This window comes from Nocardioides sp. Root240, assembly GCF_001428825.1.
Taxonomy (GTDB): domain Bacteria; phylum Actinomycetota; class Actinomycetes; order Propionibacteriales; family Nocardioidaceae; genus Nocardioides.
The window spans coordinates 627,760-648,272 of sequence record NZ_LMIT01000001.1 but is presented as its reverse complement, the minus strand read 5'-3'; the positions used below and the strand labels follow the sequence as shown (position 1 = coordinate 648,272).

Sequence of the window (20,513 nt, the reverse complement as noted above, 5' to 3'; positions counted from 1 at the left end):
CTGGGCAGATGAGCCGATCGCGCCGCCACCGCCGCTCCCGCGCGTCCGCGCTGCCCGCGGCGCTGCGGCGCACCCCCTCACCGCGGGTCGTGGCCGCCCTGCTCCTGCCCGTGGTCGCCGGGACCGCCGCCAGCGCGGTCTGCGTCGCCTCCGCGGCCCCGGCCGGCGAGCTCCGCTCGGGCACCGACCGGGCGCCGGCGCCCACGGTGTACGACGCGCCGTACGCCCTCCGCGCCATCCCGGCCCGGCAGGACCACGACCACGTGGTGGTGCTGCTCTGGGGCGCCTATGCCCGCGCGGTCGGCGCCGCGCCGGTCGACTGCCACCTGCCGCTGTCCCTGCTCGCGGCGATCGGTCAGGTGGGCTCCGGCTCCCTGTCCGGCCGCTCGCTCGACGCCACGCACCGGGCGGTCCCCGCCGTGCTGGGCCCCGTGCTGGACGGCCGCGGTCGCGCGGCGGTCGCCGACACCGACCACGGGACGCTCGACGGCAACCCCCGCTGGGACCGGGCGATCGGCCCGATGCAGCTGCTCCCGGGCACCTGGACGCGCTTCGCGCGCGACGGTGACGGCGACGGGTCGCGCGACCCGCAGGACATCGACGATGCCGCGGCGACCGCGGCGACCTACCTCTGCGCGGGGGAGCGGGACCTCGCCGACAGCGACGACCTCACGGCCGCGCTGCTCGGGTCAGCCCATCCTGCCGGCTACGTCGGCCTCGTGCTCGCGCTCAAGGAGAACCTCGACGCGGAGCTGTCCCGGCAGGTGGTGACCGCCCTGCTGGTCGCGCCCCCAGTCTCGTTCGAGGTGCCGGCAGCGACGCGGGTCGCCCCGGCCCGGACGGCGGTGCGGCACGTGGTCCACGCCACCGTGGCCCTGCTGCCGCGCCACCCCGAGCCGGCCGGGCCCGGTGCCGCAGCGGCCCCGGCCCTTCCGTTCGCGGTCGAGGTGGACCCGCCGGCCGCGCCCGAGGTGCCTTCGTGCCCTGCGCCCGTCGAGGCGCCCGTCGAGGAACCGGTCGAGGCGCCCGTCGACGAACCGGTCGAGGCGCCCCTCGAGGAACCGGCCGGGGGACCGGTCGAGGAGCCCGCGGAGCCCATCGACGACGCGGACGCCCCGGCGTGCGGCGAGGAGCTGTCACCGGTCGCGACCGACGTGCCGACCGACGCGCCGACGGACGTGCCTGCCGACCTGCGGGCCGAGCTGCCCGCCGTCGCTGCCGACGCGAGCTGACGGACCGACTCCCCCAAGCCGGTCCGTCGACCCCCGTGCCCTGGTGGGCCCGAGTCGTGCTGTCGGGTCGTTCCCGACAGGACCGGTGGCGGGGTGGGGCCCGCCACCGGCTGCGTGCGGCCCGCTCTCAGACGGCGGGCCGCACGCGTCCTCAACAGGTGGTGGCGTCGACGCGCCGGACCGAGCAGCTGTCCGCAGGCAGGACGTGCTGCACACCCCAGGCACCAACTGCGGTGAACGGTCGCCGGCCGTCGCCGTACACGTAGTCACCGGGCTCGCCACCACCTGCGCCCCCGACCACGTCGAGGTCGAAGGTCTCCCACGGGCCGAGGCCCTGAGCTGTCATCCAGTCGGAGTACGGGATGAGGCGGTCCTGCGGCCAGCGCAGTCCGCCGAGAGTGAAGACATGGCTGTTCTCGCTGCCGGGAGCCAGCAGCACGTGCACCAGCGTCGGGTCGCCGGCGTAGCCCGTCATCGTCGCGACAGCGCCGGGGTCGGTGAAGGCGCCGGCCCCGTCACCGGTCGGTGCGGCCTGGTAGCCCAGCAGCGTCCGGCCCTCGTTGGCGTCGGTCGGGTAGGGCATGAGGTCACGGCCGATGGCTCCGTCGTCGTCGGCCAGGGTCACCGTGAAGTCGCGGTAGTTCGGCCTGTCCTGTCCCGGGGCCCGGACCAGCACCTGCGCGCCGATGTCCTTCAGCGCCCCGGTGACCGGGTCGCGGAAGATCGTCGGCTGGCCGGCCACGGTGGACGCCGGTGCGACGACCACGGCGCCGTAGAGCCCGTTCTTCAGGCTCGTTGCGTTGGCGAGGTCGCCGATGGCGCCGCTCCCGATCTGGGCGGTGGGCACGTAGTAGCGATAGGTCCGGGTCGCGCCGGGTGCGGTGTTCTGCTCGGGTGCGTAGCCGACGTCGACGCCACCGGACCCCGCCTCGCGGTCGAGCTTGGCCATGCTGAAGCCGACCGGCGTGAGCAGCCGGTTCCGCAGCACGACGGTGACGCACTCGCCCGCGACCACGTGCAGGACCAGGGGTTCGGGCTGCTTGGTGCGCTGGATGACCGCGTTGACGTCCACCGTCGGCACGTACGCCGTGCGCGCGCCGTTGTAGACGTTGGACCGGTCGAGTGCGGTCAGGTCGAAGGACCGGGCCGGTGCACCCGCCGGGCACGGGTTGCCGGGCATGCCCGGGGGCGGTGCACCGCCCGTGCTGGTCGGCTCGGTGTACGGCGTGCTCGGCGTGGTGACGCCGGGCAGCGGCTGGAGGCCGGGGACCAGGCCGGGCAGGACCCGGACGATGCCCCAGGCGCCCTGCTGGGTGCGCGCCTCGAGACCGTTGGCGTAGAGGTAGTCGCCGGGGCGCAGGCGCATCGAGTCGGGCTGCCCGTTGAGCACCAGTGTGAAGCGTTCGCTGATCCCGCTGTGGATCGCGTCGATCACCGTCCCGTCCGGCTCGCCCCCCGCCATCTGCCGTGGCTCCAGGACCGTGCGGGCGCCGAGGAAGTGCAACGTGTCGAGGGTGGGGGAGATGCTGAGGGCTCGGATGACCAAGGGGTCGCCGGGATACAGCTTCGGTAGGGGCGTGAGCGGGTCGCCGTACGTCCAGGAGCTGAACTGGTGCGCCTTGTCGGGCCGGTAGGCCAGCGGGTTGGCGCGCAGGTTCAGCGTCGAGTAGGCGCTCTGGTCGTTGTCGTTGATCGTCCACAGCGCCAGCTCGCGGAAGCTTCCGTTGACCAGCCCCGGTGCCATCGGGTTGGTCGTGTGGATGTCGACGAGCGTGCCGGAGTCGACCGGCTTGCCCGTCACCGGGTCGGTCCAGGTGGACCCCTTCGGCTCGATGATGATCTGTCCGACCAGGCCGTGGCCCCACGAGTGGATGCCGTCGATGTGGTCGTGCCAGAAGATGTTGTCCAGCAGCGTGTCGGGGTACCAGCGGCTCTGCAGGAACTCGGTGCCGGCGAACTGTCCGGCGGCGTGCGCCTTCGACAGGCCGGCGGTCAGGCTGACCGTGCGGGTGCTGGTGCTCACCGACCTGATCTGGCGGATCTCGATGTCCTCGGTGCCCTGCCCGATCGCGATCCACTTGGTCGCGGCCTTGCCGTTCGCGTCGACACCGGTCAGGCCGGCGACCGACGTCAGCGTGATGCTGGTGCTGCCCTTGAGCACGTTGCGGACCAGCGTCGGCGCCACCTGGTTGTAAGGCCGGACGCTGTGCTCGTAGGCGAACCCGGCGCTCACCCCGTCCGAGCCCTGCACGTCGAACTGCAGGTGGTGGATGTGCATCGAGACCTTGGACCACCCGTCGGAGGCGGAGGAGTCGGGAACCTCGCTGTTGAGCGTCAGCGCGACGCAGTCGCCCTGGTTGGCGCGGATCGCCAGCGGCTCCCCGCCGTCGGGCGAGGCGAGCAGTGCCGCCTTGTCCTTGGCCAGCACGAAGACCTTGCCGTCCTGGTCGACCACGGTCGGGGTGCGCCGGATCGGCTTGGCGACCGCGACCACGTTGTAGGTGCGCGTGGTCCGCCCGGCCGGGCACAGGCCGTCGGGCCGGCGTGCCCACGGATCGGTGGTCAGGCCTCCGGACGTGGCGTCCGCGTTGTTGCCGAGATAGGGCGCGCCGGTGTGACCGTTGCCGGTGAACGGCGGTCGCCCACCGATGTGCGGGCGCAGGAGCGGGTACGCCGGCCGGCCGTTCGACGGGTTGAACAGGATCGTCGGCCTCCCGGACACGACATGTCCCTGGTCGACGAGCAGGAGGTTGGGCTGGCCGCTGACCAGCTTCGGGGACTCGACGAAGTCGGTCGGGTCGGCCGGGGCGCCGAGGTAGACCGGCGCGCTCGCCGTACCGGCGACCTTCCAGTCCATGACCGTGGGGTCCTGGTCGCTGGCGGGGATGCCCGAGGGCGGGAGCTGCGGGCGGATCCAGGCGTCGAGGTTGTTCTTGGTGATCTTCGTGCCGCCGAAGGAGCGGCCGATCAGGCCCGAGGAGCTGACCGCGGCGGGCGGTGCCGCGCGGTCGCCGAGGGGGACCAGGTCGGGCTGGAGGGTGTCGAAGACCCGCCACAGGGCCCACATCCCCGAGACGTAGTGCTTGGCGATGTGGCAGTGGTAGAGGAAGTCGCCGGCCGACTGCTGGACGCCGCCGGCACCGCCCTCGAGCTCGAGGTTGTAGGACTCGCCGGGGCCGACCGACTGGGAGTCGAGGCGCTGGGAGGGTGACAGCGCGACCGGGGGGTCCTTGCGCAGCCCGGTGTCGGCGTAGGCATACGACGGGTCGGACACCGGGTTGAACCGCCAGCGGTCGCCGCCCCCGTGCAGGTGGAAGATGTGGAACTTCTCCGCACCGGCGTGCATCAGCCGGATCTTGGTCGGGTCGGCCAGGTAGCCGCGCATCATCGGCGTCGAGGGCTCCCCGAAGGTGTAGGAGCTGTAGGCGTGGCTCTTCGCGCTGGGGAAGGCGAGCAGGCGGTTGCGGAAGGACTCGCTGCGGTAGTTGATGGCGAAGCTGCCGGGCCGGTAGGAGCCCGTGGTGTTGTCGACGAGAGGCACGAGCGTGCCATCGTTCGAGGTCAGCTGCTCGTTGTCGTTGCCGATCTCGTGGTGCAGGATCGCGGCCTCGCGGAAGGCACAGGTCGGCTGCGGGCTGTCCGGATCACAGGGCAAGCTGGGGCCGCCCGGCTTGATGATCGCCTCCCAGCCCGAGGCCAGCGGTGTGCCCGCGGTCGTCGCGTCCCAGTACGTCGAGCCGCGCGGCTCGACGACGAGCGAGCCGAACAAGCCGTGGTCGATCGCCGCCCGCATACCCGGGCCGGGGTGGATGTGGTGGCCTCCCTCGGCGCGGGCGTCGTCCGGCACGGCGAACCGGTAGGCGACGGTGTCGCCCTGCGCGGCGGCGGACGAGGGGTTGGTGCCGACCTGGTCGCCCGAGGAGCTGAGCGCGAACCGCAGGCCGTCGACGTGCATCCCAACGGGGCCGCGGGAGGTGTGGTTGGTGAAGGTGATCGCGACGCAGTCGCCCTCGTTGGCCCGGATCACCAGCGGCTGGATCGGGTCGTCGCGAAGGCCGATGGAGACCTGCTGGGTCTGCTCCTGGTGGCGGATGGCGGGGATCGCGTCGGTCAGCGTGTACATCGCGCCCTGCGGGTCGTGGTCGCCGAACCGGTTGACCGGGATGTCGACGTCGATCGCGGTGACGTCGAAGGAGGTGTCGGCCGGACCACCCGCCAGGCAGTCCGGCGCCGCGCTCGCCGGCGACGCCACGCTGGTCAGTGCGCACGTCGTGAGCATCGTCGCAGCGCCGGTGGCGAGGGTCAGTGCCGCCCGGACCCGGCGCGGCGAGAGCGATCCCGCGGCCCGTCGTACCTCGTGGCACAGGGCGAGCAGGGGCAGCAGTGCGACGAGCAGCATCGCGCCGTCGGCGAGCAACGTGGCGGGGCTGGCGGCCACACCCGCCGACGACGCGTGCAGCTGGGCGCCGACCGCGTCGGCCAGAGCCGCGGCCGGCGCGACCAGGAGGAGGTCTCTGCGGACCCCGGTCGGCCGCAGCGCCGTACGGACGGCGATGACCGCGCACACGCTCGGGACCAGGGTGAAGCCCACCAGCGCGCCCAGCTGGAGCAGGAACCCGCCAGGGGCGTCGCCGTGGCCCGCGTGCCTGCTCGGCTCGAGCAGCGTCAGCCAGGCGGACCCGACGACGCAGCAGAGCAGGCCGGCCACCAGGTCGGCCAGCAGGTCGGCGGTCAACGCGGCGCTCGGTGGGGTGCTGGCGGGACGGGGGGACGTGGTTCGGGACATGGCTGGCCTCCTTGGCGGAGCATTCAGTGGTGGTGCTCGTCGTCGCCGGGAGCCGGCGTGACGGCGGGCGCCGGAGAGCCGGCGACCGCGGGGATGTCGATGGAGTAGCCCGAGGTGGTGCTGCTCAGGGACAGGCGGGTCTCGGTGCGCGGCACGACGAAGCTGACCGAGCCCTCGACCATCGAGTGGGGCGTCAACGTGCCGGTGCCCAGGGATCCGCTCGCCGGCAGGATCGGGGTCGGCGACCCGGTGGCGTACGCCCGCAGCTGCGTCGGGTCGTAGTCGCCCGGCCGGTCGCCGGTGGAGACCCGGAGCCAGACCTGCACCATCATCTGGTCGGCCTTGACCCATCCCGAGATGTTGTGGCCCATGCCGCCCATCAGGTCGGAGCCGGCGACGCCGACGACCTCCTCGGCAGCGACCACCTCGACCCGGGCATCGCCCAGGCGCAGCGTCGCGGGCGCGTCACCGCCGAGGGCGGCAGGGTCGTGGATCGCGTTCATGGACGACACGGCCCGGTAGCCGCCGTACGCCGTGGCGGCCAGCAGCAGGGCGACGAGGAGCATGGTCCACCGGGTCTCCCCGGCGCCGCGGCGTTGCACGAGCTGGTCCATGCTCCGATCGTTCTCCGCCGGCCTTGCACGGATCTTGGGAACGCCGAGTCGGAGCCGGGCGCGGACGCACGGATGCCCGTGGCCGTCGGCCACGGGCATCCGTCTCACGGGGTGCTGTGCTCCTCCTACTGGGTGGTGAAGGTCCAGGCCAGCGGGGCCAGGCGGTTGCCCGCCAGGTCACGGATGGCGTTGGTCAGGTTGACCCGGTAGGTCCTCCCGGCCTGCAGGTTCAGCACCGGGTTCAACGTGGCGGTCCGGCCGTCCGGGCTCACCGTCACGACCGCCGCAACGCGGAGGTTGGTCGTGGTGTTGGTGAGCGTGAAGGACAGCGGTGACACGTTGGTGACCGGTTCGCTGAAGGTGACCACGGCGTTGGAAGCCCTGGCCACCCCGGTCGCCCCCGGTCCCGGCGTCCGGGTGAGGACGGTCGGGACGATGACGTCGGGCAGGGTCCGGAAGTTCCACGTCGTGGTCGCCAGCGGGTTGCCCGCCAGGTCCCGGATCGCCGCGGCGCCACCGGTCAGCGTGACCGTGTACTGGGTGTTGTTGGCCAGCGGCGCGCTCGGCGTCAGCGTCACGGTGTTCCCGCTCGTGCTGACCGTTGCGGCGATGATGGCCGTGGTGACGGTGTTCCGCAGCCGGACCGTCGTGCCGTTGACCCCCTGGACCGGCTCGCTGAACGTCGCCGTCACCGTGGTGGCGAGCGGGACGTTGGTCGCGTTCACCCCCGGGTTGCGGGCCGTCACGGTCGGTGCCGTGGTGTCGGCCTGGACCGTCACCGCGTTCGACGGGGCGCTGTCGGCACCCGTGCCGACCGCGTTGATGGCCGCCACCCGAAGCCGCACCGAGGTGCCTGCTGCCAGTCCCGTGACCGTCGCGCTGGTGGCGCTCGGGTTGTTCACGGTGGTGGTACCGACCACGGTGTTGCCGGCGTCGATCGCCTGCACCCGGAAGCCGGTGATCGGGGACCCGCCGGTGTCGGCCGGCCCGGACCAGGTGACGCTCGCGGAGTTGATGCCCGCGGTCGCCGTACCGATGGACGGAGCCCCGGGGGCGGCGTTCGCGGGGATGACCGCGTTGGACTCCGCCGAGTAGGGGCCGGTGCCGAAGGCTCCCACCGCCCGCACCCGGAAGGTGTAGGAGGTGCCGTTGGTCAGGCCGGTGACGTGGATGCTGCTGTCGGTCGACGGCGCGGTCCGCAGGGCTCCCTGCTGGACGCCGCCGCTGAGCACCTGGATCTCGAACGAGCTGGTCGGCTGGCCGGTCGTCGCGGCGGTCCAGGTGACGTCGGCGGAGGAAGGTCCGGCCGTGGCGGTCCCGATCGTGGGTGCGTCGGGTGCCGCCAGGACCACGATCTCCGTGGTGCCGTCGTCGTTGGTGAACTGCAGTCGCTCGATGTTGCGCAGCGTGTCCCTGCCGTCCAGGGCCTTCTGGGCGGCACCGAGGGGACCGGTCTGCTCGACGACCAGGTGGTCGCCGACCGTCGTGACGGTGTAGCTGGTCCGCGGACCGAGGAACACGGCGGTGTCCACCGCAGGCGCCGGGCTGGTCGCGGGCGAGGAGGCGTCGCGGTCGCCGGCGGGTGCCGGTTGCAGAGCGCGTTCCATCACCAGCTGGCCCGGGTCGACGGTCCCGTCGAACACCGCCTGCTGCAGCGTCTTCGGGTTTCCGGCCAGGTAGGAGCGCTCCATGAGGTCGGTGCTCCCGATGACCGGACCCGTCCCGTCGACGTTGGCGTGCACGTCGATCCGGACGTTGAGCGAGCGGTCGCCGTCGATGATGTCGTCGGCGCCCCGACCCGTGATCGTGTCGCTTCCGCCACCACCGATGAGGATCTCCCCGTCACCCCAGACGTTGCCGGTGAGCGGGCAGCCGGCGGCTGCCGCGTTGGCGTCCAGCGAGGCTGCCGGAGTGGTCATGATGCTCGGCGGAACCAGGACGGCGAGCCCGGCGATCCGGTCGACCCCGGCCTGGTCGAGTGCGTCGCACCCGGTGAAGCCGGCGCCGCCGACGTCGACCGGCACGTCGTTGGTGCCCTTGATCACGTCGTTGAACCGGGAGCCCGAGTTCGCCTCGACCTCCTGCCACCGGTCACGGTTGATGACCACCTGGATCGGCACACCGACCAGGTTGTTGTTGATGGCCATGTCCTCGTCGGCGCCCACCGTGTCGAACTGGTGGAAGGCCCAGTCGAAGCCACCGGCTCCGGCGTTGCGGTCGACCGTCGCGTTGGCGGCCATCAGGTCGTCCCCGCCCTCGGCGTCGTAGTCGTTCTCACCGACCTGGCCGATCATGATGTCGTTGCCGGGTGCCGCGGTCTCGCCCGGGTCGTCGAAGAACGGCGCCCCGTGGTCACCTTGGATGAGGTCCTGGCCCGATCCGCCCTCCATCCAGTCGTCCCCGCCGTCGCCGAAGGCGGCGTCGGCGCCCTGACCGAGGATCACGTAGTCGTTGCCGGGACCGGCGAACTCCTCGTTGTCGTTGGCTCCTCCGTTGAGGAAGTCCTGGCCGTCTCCACCCATCATGATGTCGTCCCCGATGCCGGCATCGGCCGCATCGTTGCCGGGACCGCCCTTGAGGACGTCAGCGCCCCCGAGGTCGGTGAGGATGTCGTCGCCCTCACCCCCGAGCGCCACGTCGTCGCCGCCGTTGCCCTCGATGACGTCGCGGCCCTTGCCGCCCCAGAAGGTGTCGTTGTCGTTGCCGCCGAAGACCCGGTCGGGTCCGTCGGTTCCCTGGTAGACCGACTGTCCGTTGATGCCGGACGGGTCGACCGAGTTGAACTGCCGGTACTGGATGGTTCCGTCCGGCTTGCGCAGCAGCAGGGCGGTCTCGTCGCACTCGGTCGTCGGGTCGTCGGCCACGGTGGCTCCGTTGGCGGTGAACCCGGCAGGAGTGCCGGCGAGGTTGGCGAGCTGGAACTTGCAGTCGGCCGTCGCGAAGGCGTCCGCCTTGAGGGTGTTGGTGTTGTCGGTGTTGCGCTGGATCAGCTCGGAGAACGAGTTGCCCTCGAGCTGCGTACGCAGGTTCAGGCCGGGCGTGCGGGCCAGGTAGTAGAACCGGTCGTTGTCCTGCAGCTTCTCCAGCTGGGTCTGGAACACGTAGTTGAACGTGGTGCCCAGCAGTCCGCCGAAGAGGTTGGTTATCTCGGCGAGTCCGCCGACCCACAGGTCGACGTCGTCCAGACCGGTGGTGGTCACGCCGGCAGCGTTGCTGGACCAGGCGCCCGTGCTGAACATGAAGTCCGCCGCATCGGCCGGCGGGGTGTCGGTCGGTTTCGGGTCGACGATGGCCCGAGCAGCGTCCCGCTTGGCGACCAGCGTAGTGGCCCCCGTGATGGTGGGGTGCTGTCCGTACGCCGCCACGAAGTTGATCAGCGACTCGGGGTGCTTCAGGTGCTGCCCGAAGTCGCTCCAGCTCGTGTACGGCGCCATCTGGCCGTCATTCGTCTCCGCGAAGATCTGTCGGCGCACGTCGTTGAGCGGCGGGACGCCGGCCTCACGGGCACGTGTCATGTTGATGGCCGGCAGGTCGAGAGGCAGGCCCAGCAGGTTGTTGCGCAGGGTCTCGGTCACGAACTCGTCGAGCTCGTTGCCCGCCTGGTCCGAGGATCCCATCACAACACTTCCCGCGGCCTGCCGGGCGTTGAGCGTTCCGGCGGAGCCTCCGTCGAAGTACTCCGGAGGGTTGAGGAAGGCCGTGAGCAGCGGCACCGAGTTGTCGGAGCCGTCCCCGTTCCGCCGGGCGACGTCGTCGTCCAGCATCGAGTGCCCGAAGCGGTAGACCGCGTGAGCGAACTCCGCCTCGATCGCCGGGTTGACGTCGGGGCTGTAGACGTGGAACGGCCGGACCGCCGGCTGGACCTTGCGGGCGAACTCCTCGAAGACCAGGTGCTGGTACTCCATCTCGGTGATGAAGCGGGCCGCCTGGAAGAGCCGTTCACCGTAGCCGTAGCCGCTGACGCCGATCGCCTTCCAGCTCGCCAGGGCGGCGACCCCGGCGGGGCTGGTGTCGTTGCTCAGGGTCTGGTCGATCTCGGCCGCGAGGCGGTTGTGCTCGGAGTGGAACACCTGGTGGATCGTGGACAGGGCGATGTTCTCGTTGCACCGGCCGTCACCGCAGCTGAAGTGCGCGTTGAGCATCTCGTCGTCGTAGGTCCCAGGCGCCTGGCTCGCGAAGTCAGCCGAGGGGGTGTCGTTGGGGTCCGGAACGGGCGCCACCGGCGGGGTGCCGGGGTTGTGGTCGGTGTCCTGGGGGCTCGGGTCGGCGTTGTGCGCGATGTCCGCCAGGAACGGGGTGTCGAAGTGGAGCACGTTGGACGGCACCGCCACCGGGGAGGCGAGGTTGCCCTCGACCAGTCCGGTCCTGGTGACGTACTGCGGGAGGCCGCGGGCCGGGCCCGGGATGAACTTCCCGTAGGGGTCGGTCGCGAGCATGGGCACGTTGAGCACGTCCATGTCGACGAGCAGCAGCCCGAGTCGTTCGGCGGCCTGCTTCTTGACGGCGGCCCAGGTGCCGATACCGCCGTCGCCGTCGGGGGAGCCGGCGTACGTCTGGCCGGCCGGGAGCCCCTCGAGGAACGAGCCGGTCGAGACCGACGCCGGGTTGTCGGCGCCGAACGGGCCGGGCCGGCTGCTCACCGCGTAGGCACGCAGGAACACCTGGTGCGACGCGTGGGAGGTGTAGGTCTGGCTCTGGTCGACCCACGGGGTGTCGGTGTTGTTGGCGTTCTGCACGTCGTCGGCGCTCTCGTCCGCCGGCGTGGTCGGGTCGTCACCGATGACCCCGTCAGGGCCCGGTTGGTTCTGCGCCCGGGTGAGCACCATGAACGCCTGGGACGCGGGCACCTCGTCGCCGGTCGATGCCTTGCCGTCCGGACCGAGGGTGCGGAGCGGGTCGTCGGCCTTGAGTGGGACGAAGACCGAGGCACCGCTCTTGACCGTCTGGTCGACACCGTGGTCGAAGAACTGGCCGAAGAAGGTGAACAGGCTGTTGTACGGCGGCGACAGGCCGACGTCCGTGGTCACGTTCGGGATGAACAGCGTGTGGTGGCTGGGCACGCAGTTCGCCGGGGAGCCCGCGACCGGCGGGTCGGCCGTCAGGTCTGGGTCGGTCGTGCACGGGAACAGCCCTGGGTTGCCCTGTGAGCGGACCGGGAAGCCGGCGGCGGCGATCGCAGCCGGGTTGGTGGAGGTCTGGTCGACGACCAGGTTGCTGACCACGCGCGGCTGCGAGTCGAACACGTTGCCCTTCTTCTGCGCGTACGACGACGGTCCCGGAGGGCCGAAGCCGGTCGGGACGTTCTCGGCCGGGCGGAACCTGGGATCGGTCAGCCGGGGGAAGGGCTGGTCGGCTGCAGCGACGAACTCGTCGCCGGCCTTGAGGTTGTTGCAGCTCCCGTCGACGGTCCGAAGGCCGTAGGTGGTGAGGATGTCGGGCACCTGCTCGGCGTCCGGGATCCCGTCACCGGGCTGGTTCAGCAGCGTGCTGCAGGGGTGAGCCGGCGTGCGCGTCAGCGAGTGCCGCTCGGCGATCTTGATCTGGCGCAGGATGAAGGCCAGGTCGCCGGTGGTGACCGTGAAGCCGCTGCCCACGGGGCCGGGGTCGGCCCCGACCGGTTGCGCGACGATCTGCATGCCCAGGGCGAGCGACACGGAGAAGGCGGTGGTCACGGCCACCCGGCGCCGCCGCGCGCTGAACAGCGCCCGGAGTCGGGACTTCACCTGTCTGGCCGGGCGATGGCGTCGCCGCCCGGTGGTCCGTCCCGAGCCGGCCACCGACCCTGTCGTCGATGAGGTCGCGTGTGCAGGGCGCGTTGAATGCATGGTCGTACCTGCCTCGGTATCGGTGATGGACCTCTCCACGATCGGCAGGCGTCCTTGGGAAAACCTTGAACGTCCGCGGCCGCCCGGGGTCAGCAGCTCCGCAGCGCGACCAGCTCGAAGTGCATGGGATCGGTGAAGCGCCAGGTCCCGCCCCAGGCGAAGCCGCACCGCACGAAGATCGCGACGACCCGGCGGTCGATCGCGCCGGCGGTGCCGCGCCGGTTGCCCGGGACGTTCAGGTCGATCGCGGTCCCGAAGGTGTGGAAGGACAGTCCGCGCGCCGGGTCCTTGTCGATGAAGCGCGGGACGTAGCAGCCGCCGTACTCGTCGGCGTGGACCTGCGCTGCCAGACCGGCCTCCGCGACGCGGGTCAGTGCCGCCCGCAGGGCGGGCAGCATGGCGGCGTTGCAGGTCACCGTGCCCAGGACCGGCACCGGCTCGGTGCGGATGTGCTCGCGCACCCACCGGGGCTCGGGGCTGACCGTGCCGTCGCGGTGGGCGGTGTAGGTGAACGACCCGACCGCACCCGCGACCGGGCCGCCGGTGAGCACGGCGCTGAGCGCCTGGTCGGGCACCAGGCTGGGCGCGAGCAGGCTCACCGACGCCGTCGGGCCGAGCACCCGCCGCAGCCGGCGTACCACCGGCCCGGCGGCGCCGAACCGGGTCGAGACGAAGAGGGCGTTGCCCCGGGGCAGGTGCAGTCGGTCGACCCACCGCTCGTTGAGGACCGCGCCGATGGGGGAGCGGTCGACGAGCGGGGCGTACGCCGCGATGTGGGCCTGCTGGGCGTCGTCGTCGTTGCCCAGGGTGACGAAGTCACCGGGCCCGGCCAGGCTCTCGCGCAGGTCGGGCCGCAGCCCGATCTCGCCGTCGGCGATGCGGTCCCACAGTGCGTCGAGCACGGCGGTCGGGCCCGGCGTGAACTGCCGGAAGGTCGCCGGGTCGACGGCGGCGTAGGTGACGGCCTCGCCCTCGCGGTAGAAGGTGGCGAGCGAGAACTGCTCGGTCCGCGCCACGCCCGCGGTCGCGGCCACCCGGGCGGCGGTGGCCGCGCCGAGGGGGCCCGTGCTCTGGACGAGGACGTCGGGGGTGTCGCCGGTCGACTCGAACGGGCCGGGCCGCGCCATCGCGACGTCGGCCGGCGCGACCACGGCGGGCCCGGTCGACGTGCCGGACGGGGTGGACGGCGGCGACGTACCGGGGTGGGGCGAGCCGGTGCAGCCGGAGCCCAGCAGGACGCAGGCGAGCCCGACCGAGAGCAGTCGTCGCCTTGTGTCCATGGATCCCCTTGCGCCGGACGGTCCGATCGTAGACGGCGCGGGCGTCAACGGGTCTCGGCGCGCACCCGGGCCTCGGCGGCCGGGTAGCCGATCGCGACCGCGAGGTCGAGCGCCTCGTCGAGGAGCTGCCGCCCCTCCGGCACCCGATCGGCGAGACGGTGGCACCTGCCCAGCAGGCGCAGGAGGTCCACGCGGTCGATGCGGTTGCCGATCGCCTCGGCCCGCCGCAGCCCCCGCTCGGCGAGCCGTCGTGCCCGGGCGCCGTCGCCGAGCGCGAGGCAGGCCTGCGTCGCGGCGACCAGGATCGCCGCGTCGTGGACCTTGGTCGGGGCCTCCTGGCCGAGCCAGGGCTCCAGCCGAGCGAGTGCTCCCGCTGCATCCCCGGCGCGCAGGTCGAGCCCGGCGCGCTGGGCCTGGAGGTAGCCCGCGAAGGCGAAGGTCTGCAGGTCCGGAGCCGCGGCGGCCTCGTCGAAGCAGGCGATCGCGCCGGCGACGTCGCCCTGGGCAGCACACAGCTGTCCGAGGTAGAGCGGGGGGATGCCCGAGAACAGGGTCGGGGACCCGGCGTGGGTCAGCTCCCGACCGCGTTCGAGGTGGTGCCGCGCTCGTTCCTCGTCGCCTTCGAGGAAGTGGGCGCGGCCGAGCCCGGCGGCGTGCTGAGACTCCTGGTCGGTGTTGCCCGCCCGCTGCGTCAGCTCCAGGCCGCGCTCGCCGATCTGCCGACTGCGCGCGAGCTCGCCCCTGATCGTCGCGGCCCACTGGAGCCCCATCAGGCAGGTGCTCTCCCAGGCCGGGGCGTCGATCGAGGCAGCGGCCGTCACCCCCCGCTCGTAGGTGCGGACGGCGTCGTCGGGTCGGTCGAGGAAGAAGAGGGCGGTGCCTCCGACCGCGCACGCCTGTGCCTCGGCGCTGGACGATCCCTCGAGGCGGGCGAGTCGTGCGGCCAGCTCCGTCGCCTCCACGCAGCGCTCGTGCTGGCCCAGGTAGAGGCGCACCCGGGCCAGCCCGTTGGCGAGCGCCGCGCCGCCGTCGACCCAGGCGTCCGGCGCCGTGCCCAGCTGGAGCTCCTCGAGGACCTCCTCGAGGCGCGTGGCAGCGGCCTCGCCGTCGCCACTGCGGTGGCGGACGTCCGCGACCATGCCCTCGACGCGCAGCAGCGCCCCGGCATCGCCGGTACGACGGTGGCGCTGCGCCGCCTCGAGCAGCGGGCCGAGCGCGTCGTGGTACCGCCCGGCCACGAGCTCGACCAGCCCGGTGCGTTCCAGGGAGGTCGTGATCGCCTCCTCGTCGCCGACCTCCTCGGCCAGCTCGCGGGCATGGCCGAGGAGCCGGACCGCCTCGGCCCGTGCGTACGCCGCGGCCGCGACCTCGCCGGCGAGCAGCACGTACGGCAGCGCCCGCTCCGGCAGGCCGCCGGCCTCCAGGTGCCGCGCGATCTCGGCTGCCCGGCGTCGCCGCGTCGCGACGGGCCGGCCCTCGAGCAGCTCGCCGACCAGTCGGTGCAGGCGTCGTCGCCGGACCGGGGACATGCCGAGGTGGAGGGCCTGTTGGGTCAGGCTGTGGTCGAAGGCGTACCCGTCCTCGGCGACGACGAGGAGCCCGGACGCGACGGCGTCGTCCCAGCCCCTGTCGAGCGCGTCGTCGTCGGGGGCGATCCCGTTCGGGACGTCGTCGGGGTCGAAGGTGGTGCCGAGGACGCTCGCCGCCTGCAGGAGCTCACGGGCGGTGGTCGGCAGTCGCGCGACGCGCTGGCCGATCGCCTCGCTGACGCTCGCAGGCGCCGTGATGCCGTCGAGCTCGCGACAGACCCACCGGCCGTCGACACGGGTGAGGTCACCGCGCTCGACCAGCGCCGTGACGATCTCTCGCGTGAAGAACGGATTGCCCTCGGAGCTGCGGTGGACGAGGTCGCCGATCTCCGCGACCACCCCGGGCTCGGCCAGGTGCAGCGAGACGAGCTGCGTGGTGGCCTCCCGGTCCAGGCGTCCGACGCCGACGGCGCGGGTGAGCCGTTCGCGACGGAGTGCGTGCGCGAGGGCCCGGACGGGATGGGCCGAGCCGACCTCGGCGTCACGGTAGGCACCGAGGAGGACGAAGCGGTCACGGTGGGTGTGGCGCACCAGGTGCAGGAGCAGGTCGGCGCTGGCGTCGTCCGCCCAGTGCAGGTCGTCGACGACGAGCGCCACGGGGCGCACGGCGGCGAGCTCGCGGACGAAGGCGGTCGCCGCGCGGTGCAGGGCGTGGGCGGCGTCCGGGACGTCGGCAGGGACCGCGGGAGGAAGCACGTCGGGCAGGAGGGTCGCCAGTGCGGGCCATCGGTCCCCGAGGCCGTCGCGGAGCGCCGTGGCGCACCCGTGGTGCAGTGCGGCGAAGGCCTCGAGCAGCGGCACGAACGGGACGTCGGCCTGCTGCTCGAAGCAGCGTCCACCGGCGACGAGGAAGCCGCGAGCGACCGCGTCGGCCATCGCCTCCTGGGCGAGCCGGGTCTTGCCGATCCCGGGCTCGCCGGCGAGCAGCACGACAGAGCCTTCGCCCCGCGCCGCCGACTCCAGGGCATGCGTGATCGCGGCCCGCTCGTCGTACCGGCCGACGAGGGGCGTGGGGGCCTTGGCTCCGAGGTGGCCGCCCGCGGGTGGGTCGGTCGTCGCCGGTCGTCGTGCCGCGGCGGCCATGAGCTCGTCGCGGCTGCTGTCGGAGACCTCGAGCGCGTCGGCGAGCAGCCGCACCGTGCTCGGGTACGGCGAGGTGTTGATGCCGCGCTCGAGGTTGCTCACGGTGCGCACGCCCACGCCGGCCCGCCCGGCGAGCTCGGCCTGGGTCAGCCCGGCACGCTCACGGCCCCTGCGGAGCACGGACGCGAACGTGTGCGCGTTCGGTTCGACGGGGGAGCGGGGCATCGGGGGACCACCTTTCCGCCCGGCATCCTAGTGCCGGACCCAGCACCCACCGACTACGAACCGAGTTCGGTGAACCAGCGGTGCCGCCCGGGCTGCGGGCCCAGAATCGCGCCGAACCAGGTGCTGGAACGCGTGCGCCACCCCCGAGGCGCGCGACCTGACTAGGGAGCTCCCGTGAACCTCCGCCCATCGCTGCGCGCCGCAGGAACCTGCGTGCTGGCCGCGGCCGTCGCCCTCACCACGACCCAGGTCGTGTCGGCTCCGGCCGCCCACGCGGAGGGCGAGCCGATCACCGTGATCACCTCGCCACCGCTCAACGTCGGCATCCAGCCGCCGCCGTTGATCGTGCAGAAGACCGACCCCGTGGGCCACTCCACGCCGATCATCGTCGACAACCCGGGCGGCACCGCGCCGACGGCGAAGGAGTGCATCCCGCTCGACACCGAGCAGGAGATGTTCTGCCTCGGGGAGTCCGGCGACATGCTCTACCCGAGCGGGACGCCGATGGCCCCGATCGTGGTGACCAACGGCTTCACGGCGCCCGGCGAGCTCCCCGGGGACCAGCTGGACTGGATCATCACCGAGGCCTACGACACCATCTCCGACGTCCACGGCGTCCTCAACGACGACCTGGTCAAGGCCTTCGCCCGGCCCGAGGTCCGGGCCGCGGTCGCGTCGCGGATCGAGGTGATCATCAACAAGAAGCTGTACGGCGAGCCGATGACACCGCAGGAGGAAGCGGCGTTCGAAGCGATCGAGGGCTACTACAAGCAGAACCAGGTCAACTCGGCCACGGCGGCCCTCGCGGAGTACGACGCATGGGACAAGAACCCCTGCGGGTACCTGCCGCCGGCGCCCCCTGCGGGCAGCGGACTCCCGGCCGTCCCGAATCCGGTGGCGGGGACGGCGATGTGCAGCGCGGCGAACAAGGTGGACCTCTTCCGGATCACCCGCAACACGCCCCCGGCAGAGACCTTCGAGAAGTGGGGCTCCTACCGGCACCCGCGGGCGATGATGAGGCACGCCAACGACCCGCAGGTCCGCTACATGACGGGCAAGACCCGCGGAGCCGGCATCGCGCTGAGCGCCACGGCGGTCCTGGCGACCGCCGGCGTCGGTGTCGGCATCTCCCTGTCGGCCAGCATCGCGGTCGCCAATGCAGCGAACGCGCTGCTGCTGGGTGAGGGTGCCGCCTCCGGCAGCTCGGCACTGTTCACCAGCGCGACCGCGGCCGTCGCGGGTCCCGCGATCATCATCGTCATCGCGCTGATCATCCTGGCCGTCGCGATCTGGCAGTTCGACGCGGACCTCAAGCCGGGGGAGCAGATCACCGACCGGGCGACCCAGGCCGTGAACAACACCGACCCGCTCGGTGTCCGCGCCCGGATCGGTGACTACGCGTCGCTCACCCACCAGGACTTCCTGGACCGCAAGGACCCGGCAGGGCAGGACCCGGCCGTCGTGCACACCCAGGCGTTCGCGGACGGGCTCGAGGCGCAGGTCGCGGACTGGATGATGTTCGACCAGGCCGGTGACGTCCTGCCGGACCCGGTTCTCGGCTACTCCCCGGAGGCCTCGGGGCCCGACGACATCCACTTCGCCGAGGGCGGGAACACGCTGCCGTCCGTCGACGTCGCCGCGCCGGCCGGGGCGACCAACCGTGATGGCCAGCCGGTCTCGACCTACCGGGTGCTGTTCAGCCGCAACTGGCTGATGGTCTCCGAGCGCCGCACCGCCACCGGCGTCTGGAGCCCCTACCGTCCGCGCCTGACGCTGGAGTACGTCGACCCGACCGGCGAGATCGCCCAGATGTCGCTGCTGCGGCACCAGGAGGGCGACCAGCCGGTGAAGATCGACTTCCAGCTGATCCGCCCGGACCTCCCCGTCGCCGAGCGGGTCACGGTGGCACCGCTGTGGACGTTCTCCAAGCCGGGCGGCGGGACCCGCACGGTGGGCATGCTGCCTTTCGACCTGACGCTGCGGCCGGTCAACCTGGTGCCGAGCGTGCAGGGCATCCTGATCGCCGACAACGTGGTCCGGCTCTCGGCCAACCTGTCCACCCCCGGCCAGGGCCTCCCCGGTTCCTACGCCTGGACGCTCGAGCGCCTGGACGACGACGGCACCGTCGCGGAGACGATCCCGTTGCCCGCCGTCGCGTCGGTCACCAAGCGGCTCACGGTGGCCGGCCGGTACCGGGCCACGCCGTCGTACACCGTCGACGGCCCGCCGTCCTTCACCCGCTCCGGCGTCATCGAGTTCACGATGTCCCCGCCGGCGCCGGAGGTGCTCAGCGCCAAGATCCGCGACGAGCGGGTCCTGGACGGCTCGCTCTTCCTGGACCTGCGCCTGCTGCAGGCCACCCGTACCGACACCTTCACCGTCGACGTCGAGTGGGCGAACGACGCGCGCGGCGACGTCGTCCGCAAGACCTACACGGTTCACTGCCAGGATTCCGGTGGCGACGTCCCCACGTGCGACACCGGCGCGATGATCGTGCCGAGCAGCGCGCCCACCAACGAGAACTGGTCGGAGTCGCCGACCTTCCGGATCCCCGACGACCAGGACTTCCTGCCGCAGGTGACGGTCAAGGTGACCAACGGCTATGGCCAGGTCACGACGAAGTCCTTCCCGATCGAGGGCGACCACCGGCCGTCGTACGACACGATGACGCCGCGGGTCGAGATGCCGGCCGGCACCTTCTCGAGGGTCGACGTGGTCGAGGTGTTCCCCTCGCCGCTGCTCGTCGAGAGCCAGGACCTGACGATCTTCCCGTACGTCACCACGATCGCGTCCCAGCTGCCCGAGGGGGTGCACCCGGACATCGAGGAGCGCAACGGGCACTGGTACCTGCAGATCGCGGGGACGCCGCAGGCGGACGCGATCGGGTCGTACACCTTCTACTTCCCGTTCGAGCAGGAGCCGCTCGGCAAGGCACTGCGCCCGGCGCCGGCGTTGGCGACGGTCGAGATCAAGGCGGCGACCCAGCCCGGCTACCGCAGTGTCCTGCGCAGCACGCCGACGGCCTTCCTCGACCGGCAGTACCGCAACGTCTACCCGCCGTACTCGGTCCAGGTGGCCGAGGTGCTGCCCACCGACGAGGGCGACTTCGGGACCTTCCAGGGCACGGTGAAGTGCCGGCTCACCGCCGGTCCGACGGTGGTCTTCGACAAGCCGTGCGCGAACAACGCACCGTTCCCGTGGCCGGCCGAAAAGGTCAGCGACACGATGGTCGCCTCGACCTACCTCGAGTCGGACACCCAGCAGGTGTCCCAGGACGGGCCCTACGAGGTCGACCTGTTCACGAAGTTCGTCGACCCGCAGGTCGCGCTGGTCGCGACCTCGGCGACCAGGGCGCGCTTCCAGCTCTCGCTGCGGGACCTCAACATCGTGCTGCCGCCGTACGCGGGCTACACGGTGAAGTGCTCCCAGGACGGGGGCGCGTATGCCGCGTGCTTCGCCGACGGGTTCCTGTCGCTGCTCCGCAGGCCGGGGGCACACACCCTGCGCGTGCGCGTCACGGCGCCCGACGGTGCGACCACGACGACGACGAAGCCGTGGACCGTGGCGACTCCGAAGGCGACCTTCAAGGTCAACGTCGTGCAGACAGCCCAGAAGCGAGGCCGGCAGATCCTGGTCACCGGCTCCCGCCTGCTGCCGGGGGAGAGGTACGTGATCACCATCGGCACCCGCCAGGTCGGCACGGGGGTCGCGACCTCGACCGGGACCGTCCGCCGGTACGTCACCGTGCCCAAGGGCATCCCGCTCGGTCCGAAGACGGTCAAGCTGCGGGGGGCGACCCTCCAGCGGTTCGGGACGGACACCTTCCGGGTGATCCGCTGAGCGCAAATGTTGGGGTCGGACCCTGAGGCAGAGGTGCGC

At 72.2% G+C, this 20,513-nt stretch carries 7 protein-coding genes; 2 read left to right on the top strand and 5 right to left on the bottom strand.

Features of this window, described 5'->3' with window-relative positions; all coding sequences use genetic code 11:
• Positions 1-8 precede the first annotated feature (8 nt).
• A complete protein-coding gene (locus ASE20_RS02985; RefSeq protein ID WP_056893011.1) occupies positions 9-1,232 on the top strand; it encodes a lytic murein transglycosylase in 1,224 nt (407 codons plus the stop codon).
• A gap of 151 nt (positions 1,233-1,383) precedes the next feature.
• Here the strand turns inward: ASE20_RS02985 and ASE20_RS02980 are convergent, their stop codons facing one another.
• From ASE20_RS02980 to ASE20_RS02960, 5 genes are all read right to left on the bottom strand, one after another.
• A complete protein-coding gene (locus ASE20_RS02980; RefSeq protein ID WP_162260984.1) occupies positions 1,384-6,018 on the bottom strand; it encodes a multicopper oxidase domain-containing protein in 4,635 nt (1,544 codons plus the stop codon).
• Positions 6,019-6,041: 23 nt separating this feature from the next.
• Positions 6,042-6,632 carry a hypothetical protein gene (locus ASE20_RS24945; protein ID WP_056893009.1) on the bottom strand — a complete coding sequence of 197 codons (591 nt, stop codon included), beginning with the start codon at positions 6,630-6,632 and terminating at the stop codon, positions 6,042-6,044.
• A 125-nt stretch (positions 6,633-6,757) separates the two neighbouring features.
• Positions 6,758-12,355: a peroxidase family protein gene (locus ASE20_RS02970; protein ID WP_200952686.1), complete on the bottom strand. Its 5,598-nt coding sequence runs from the start codon at positions 12,353-12,355 to the stop codon at positions 6,758-6,760.
• A gap of 191 nt (positions 12,356-12,546) precedes the next feature.
• Positions 12,547-13,737: a M15 family metallopeptidase gene (locus ASE20_RS02965; protein WP_056893008.1), complete on the bottom strand. Its 1,191-nt coding sequence runs from the start codon at positions 13,735-13,737 to the stop codon at positions 12,547-12,549.
• A gap of 44 nt (positions 13,738-13,781) precedes the next feature.
• Positions 13,782-16,634, bottom strand: coding sequence for an AAA family ATPase (locus tag ASE20_RS02960; RefSeq protein ID WP_056893007.1), 2,853 nt, complete (start codon positions 16,632-16,634; stop codon positions 13,782-13,784).
• A 174-nt stretch (positions 16,635-16,808) separates the two neighbouring features.
• On the opposite strand from ASE20_RS02960, the gene ASE20_RS02955 reads away from it, so the two are divergent.
• Positions 16,809-20,474, top strand: coding sequence for a hypothetical protein (locus tag ASE20_RS02955; RefSeq protein ID WP_157538387.1), 3,666 nt, complete (start codon positions 16,809-16,811; stop codon positions 20,472-20,474).
• Positions 20,475-20,513: the final 39 nt, after the last annotated feature.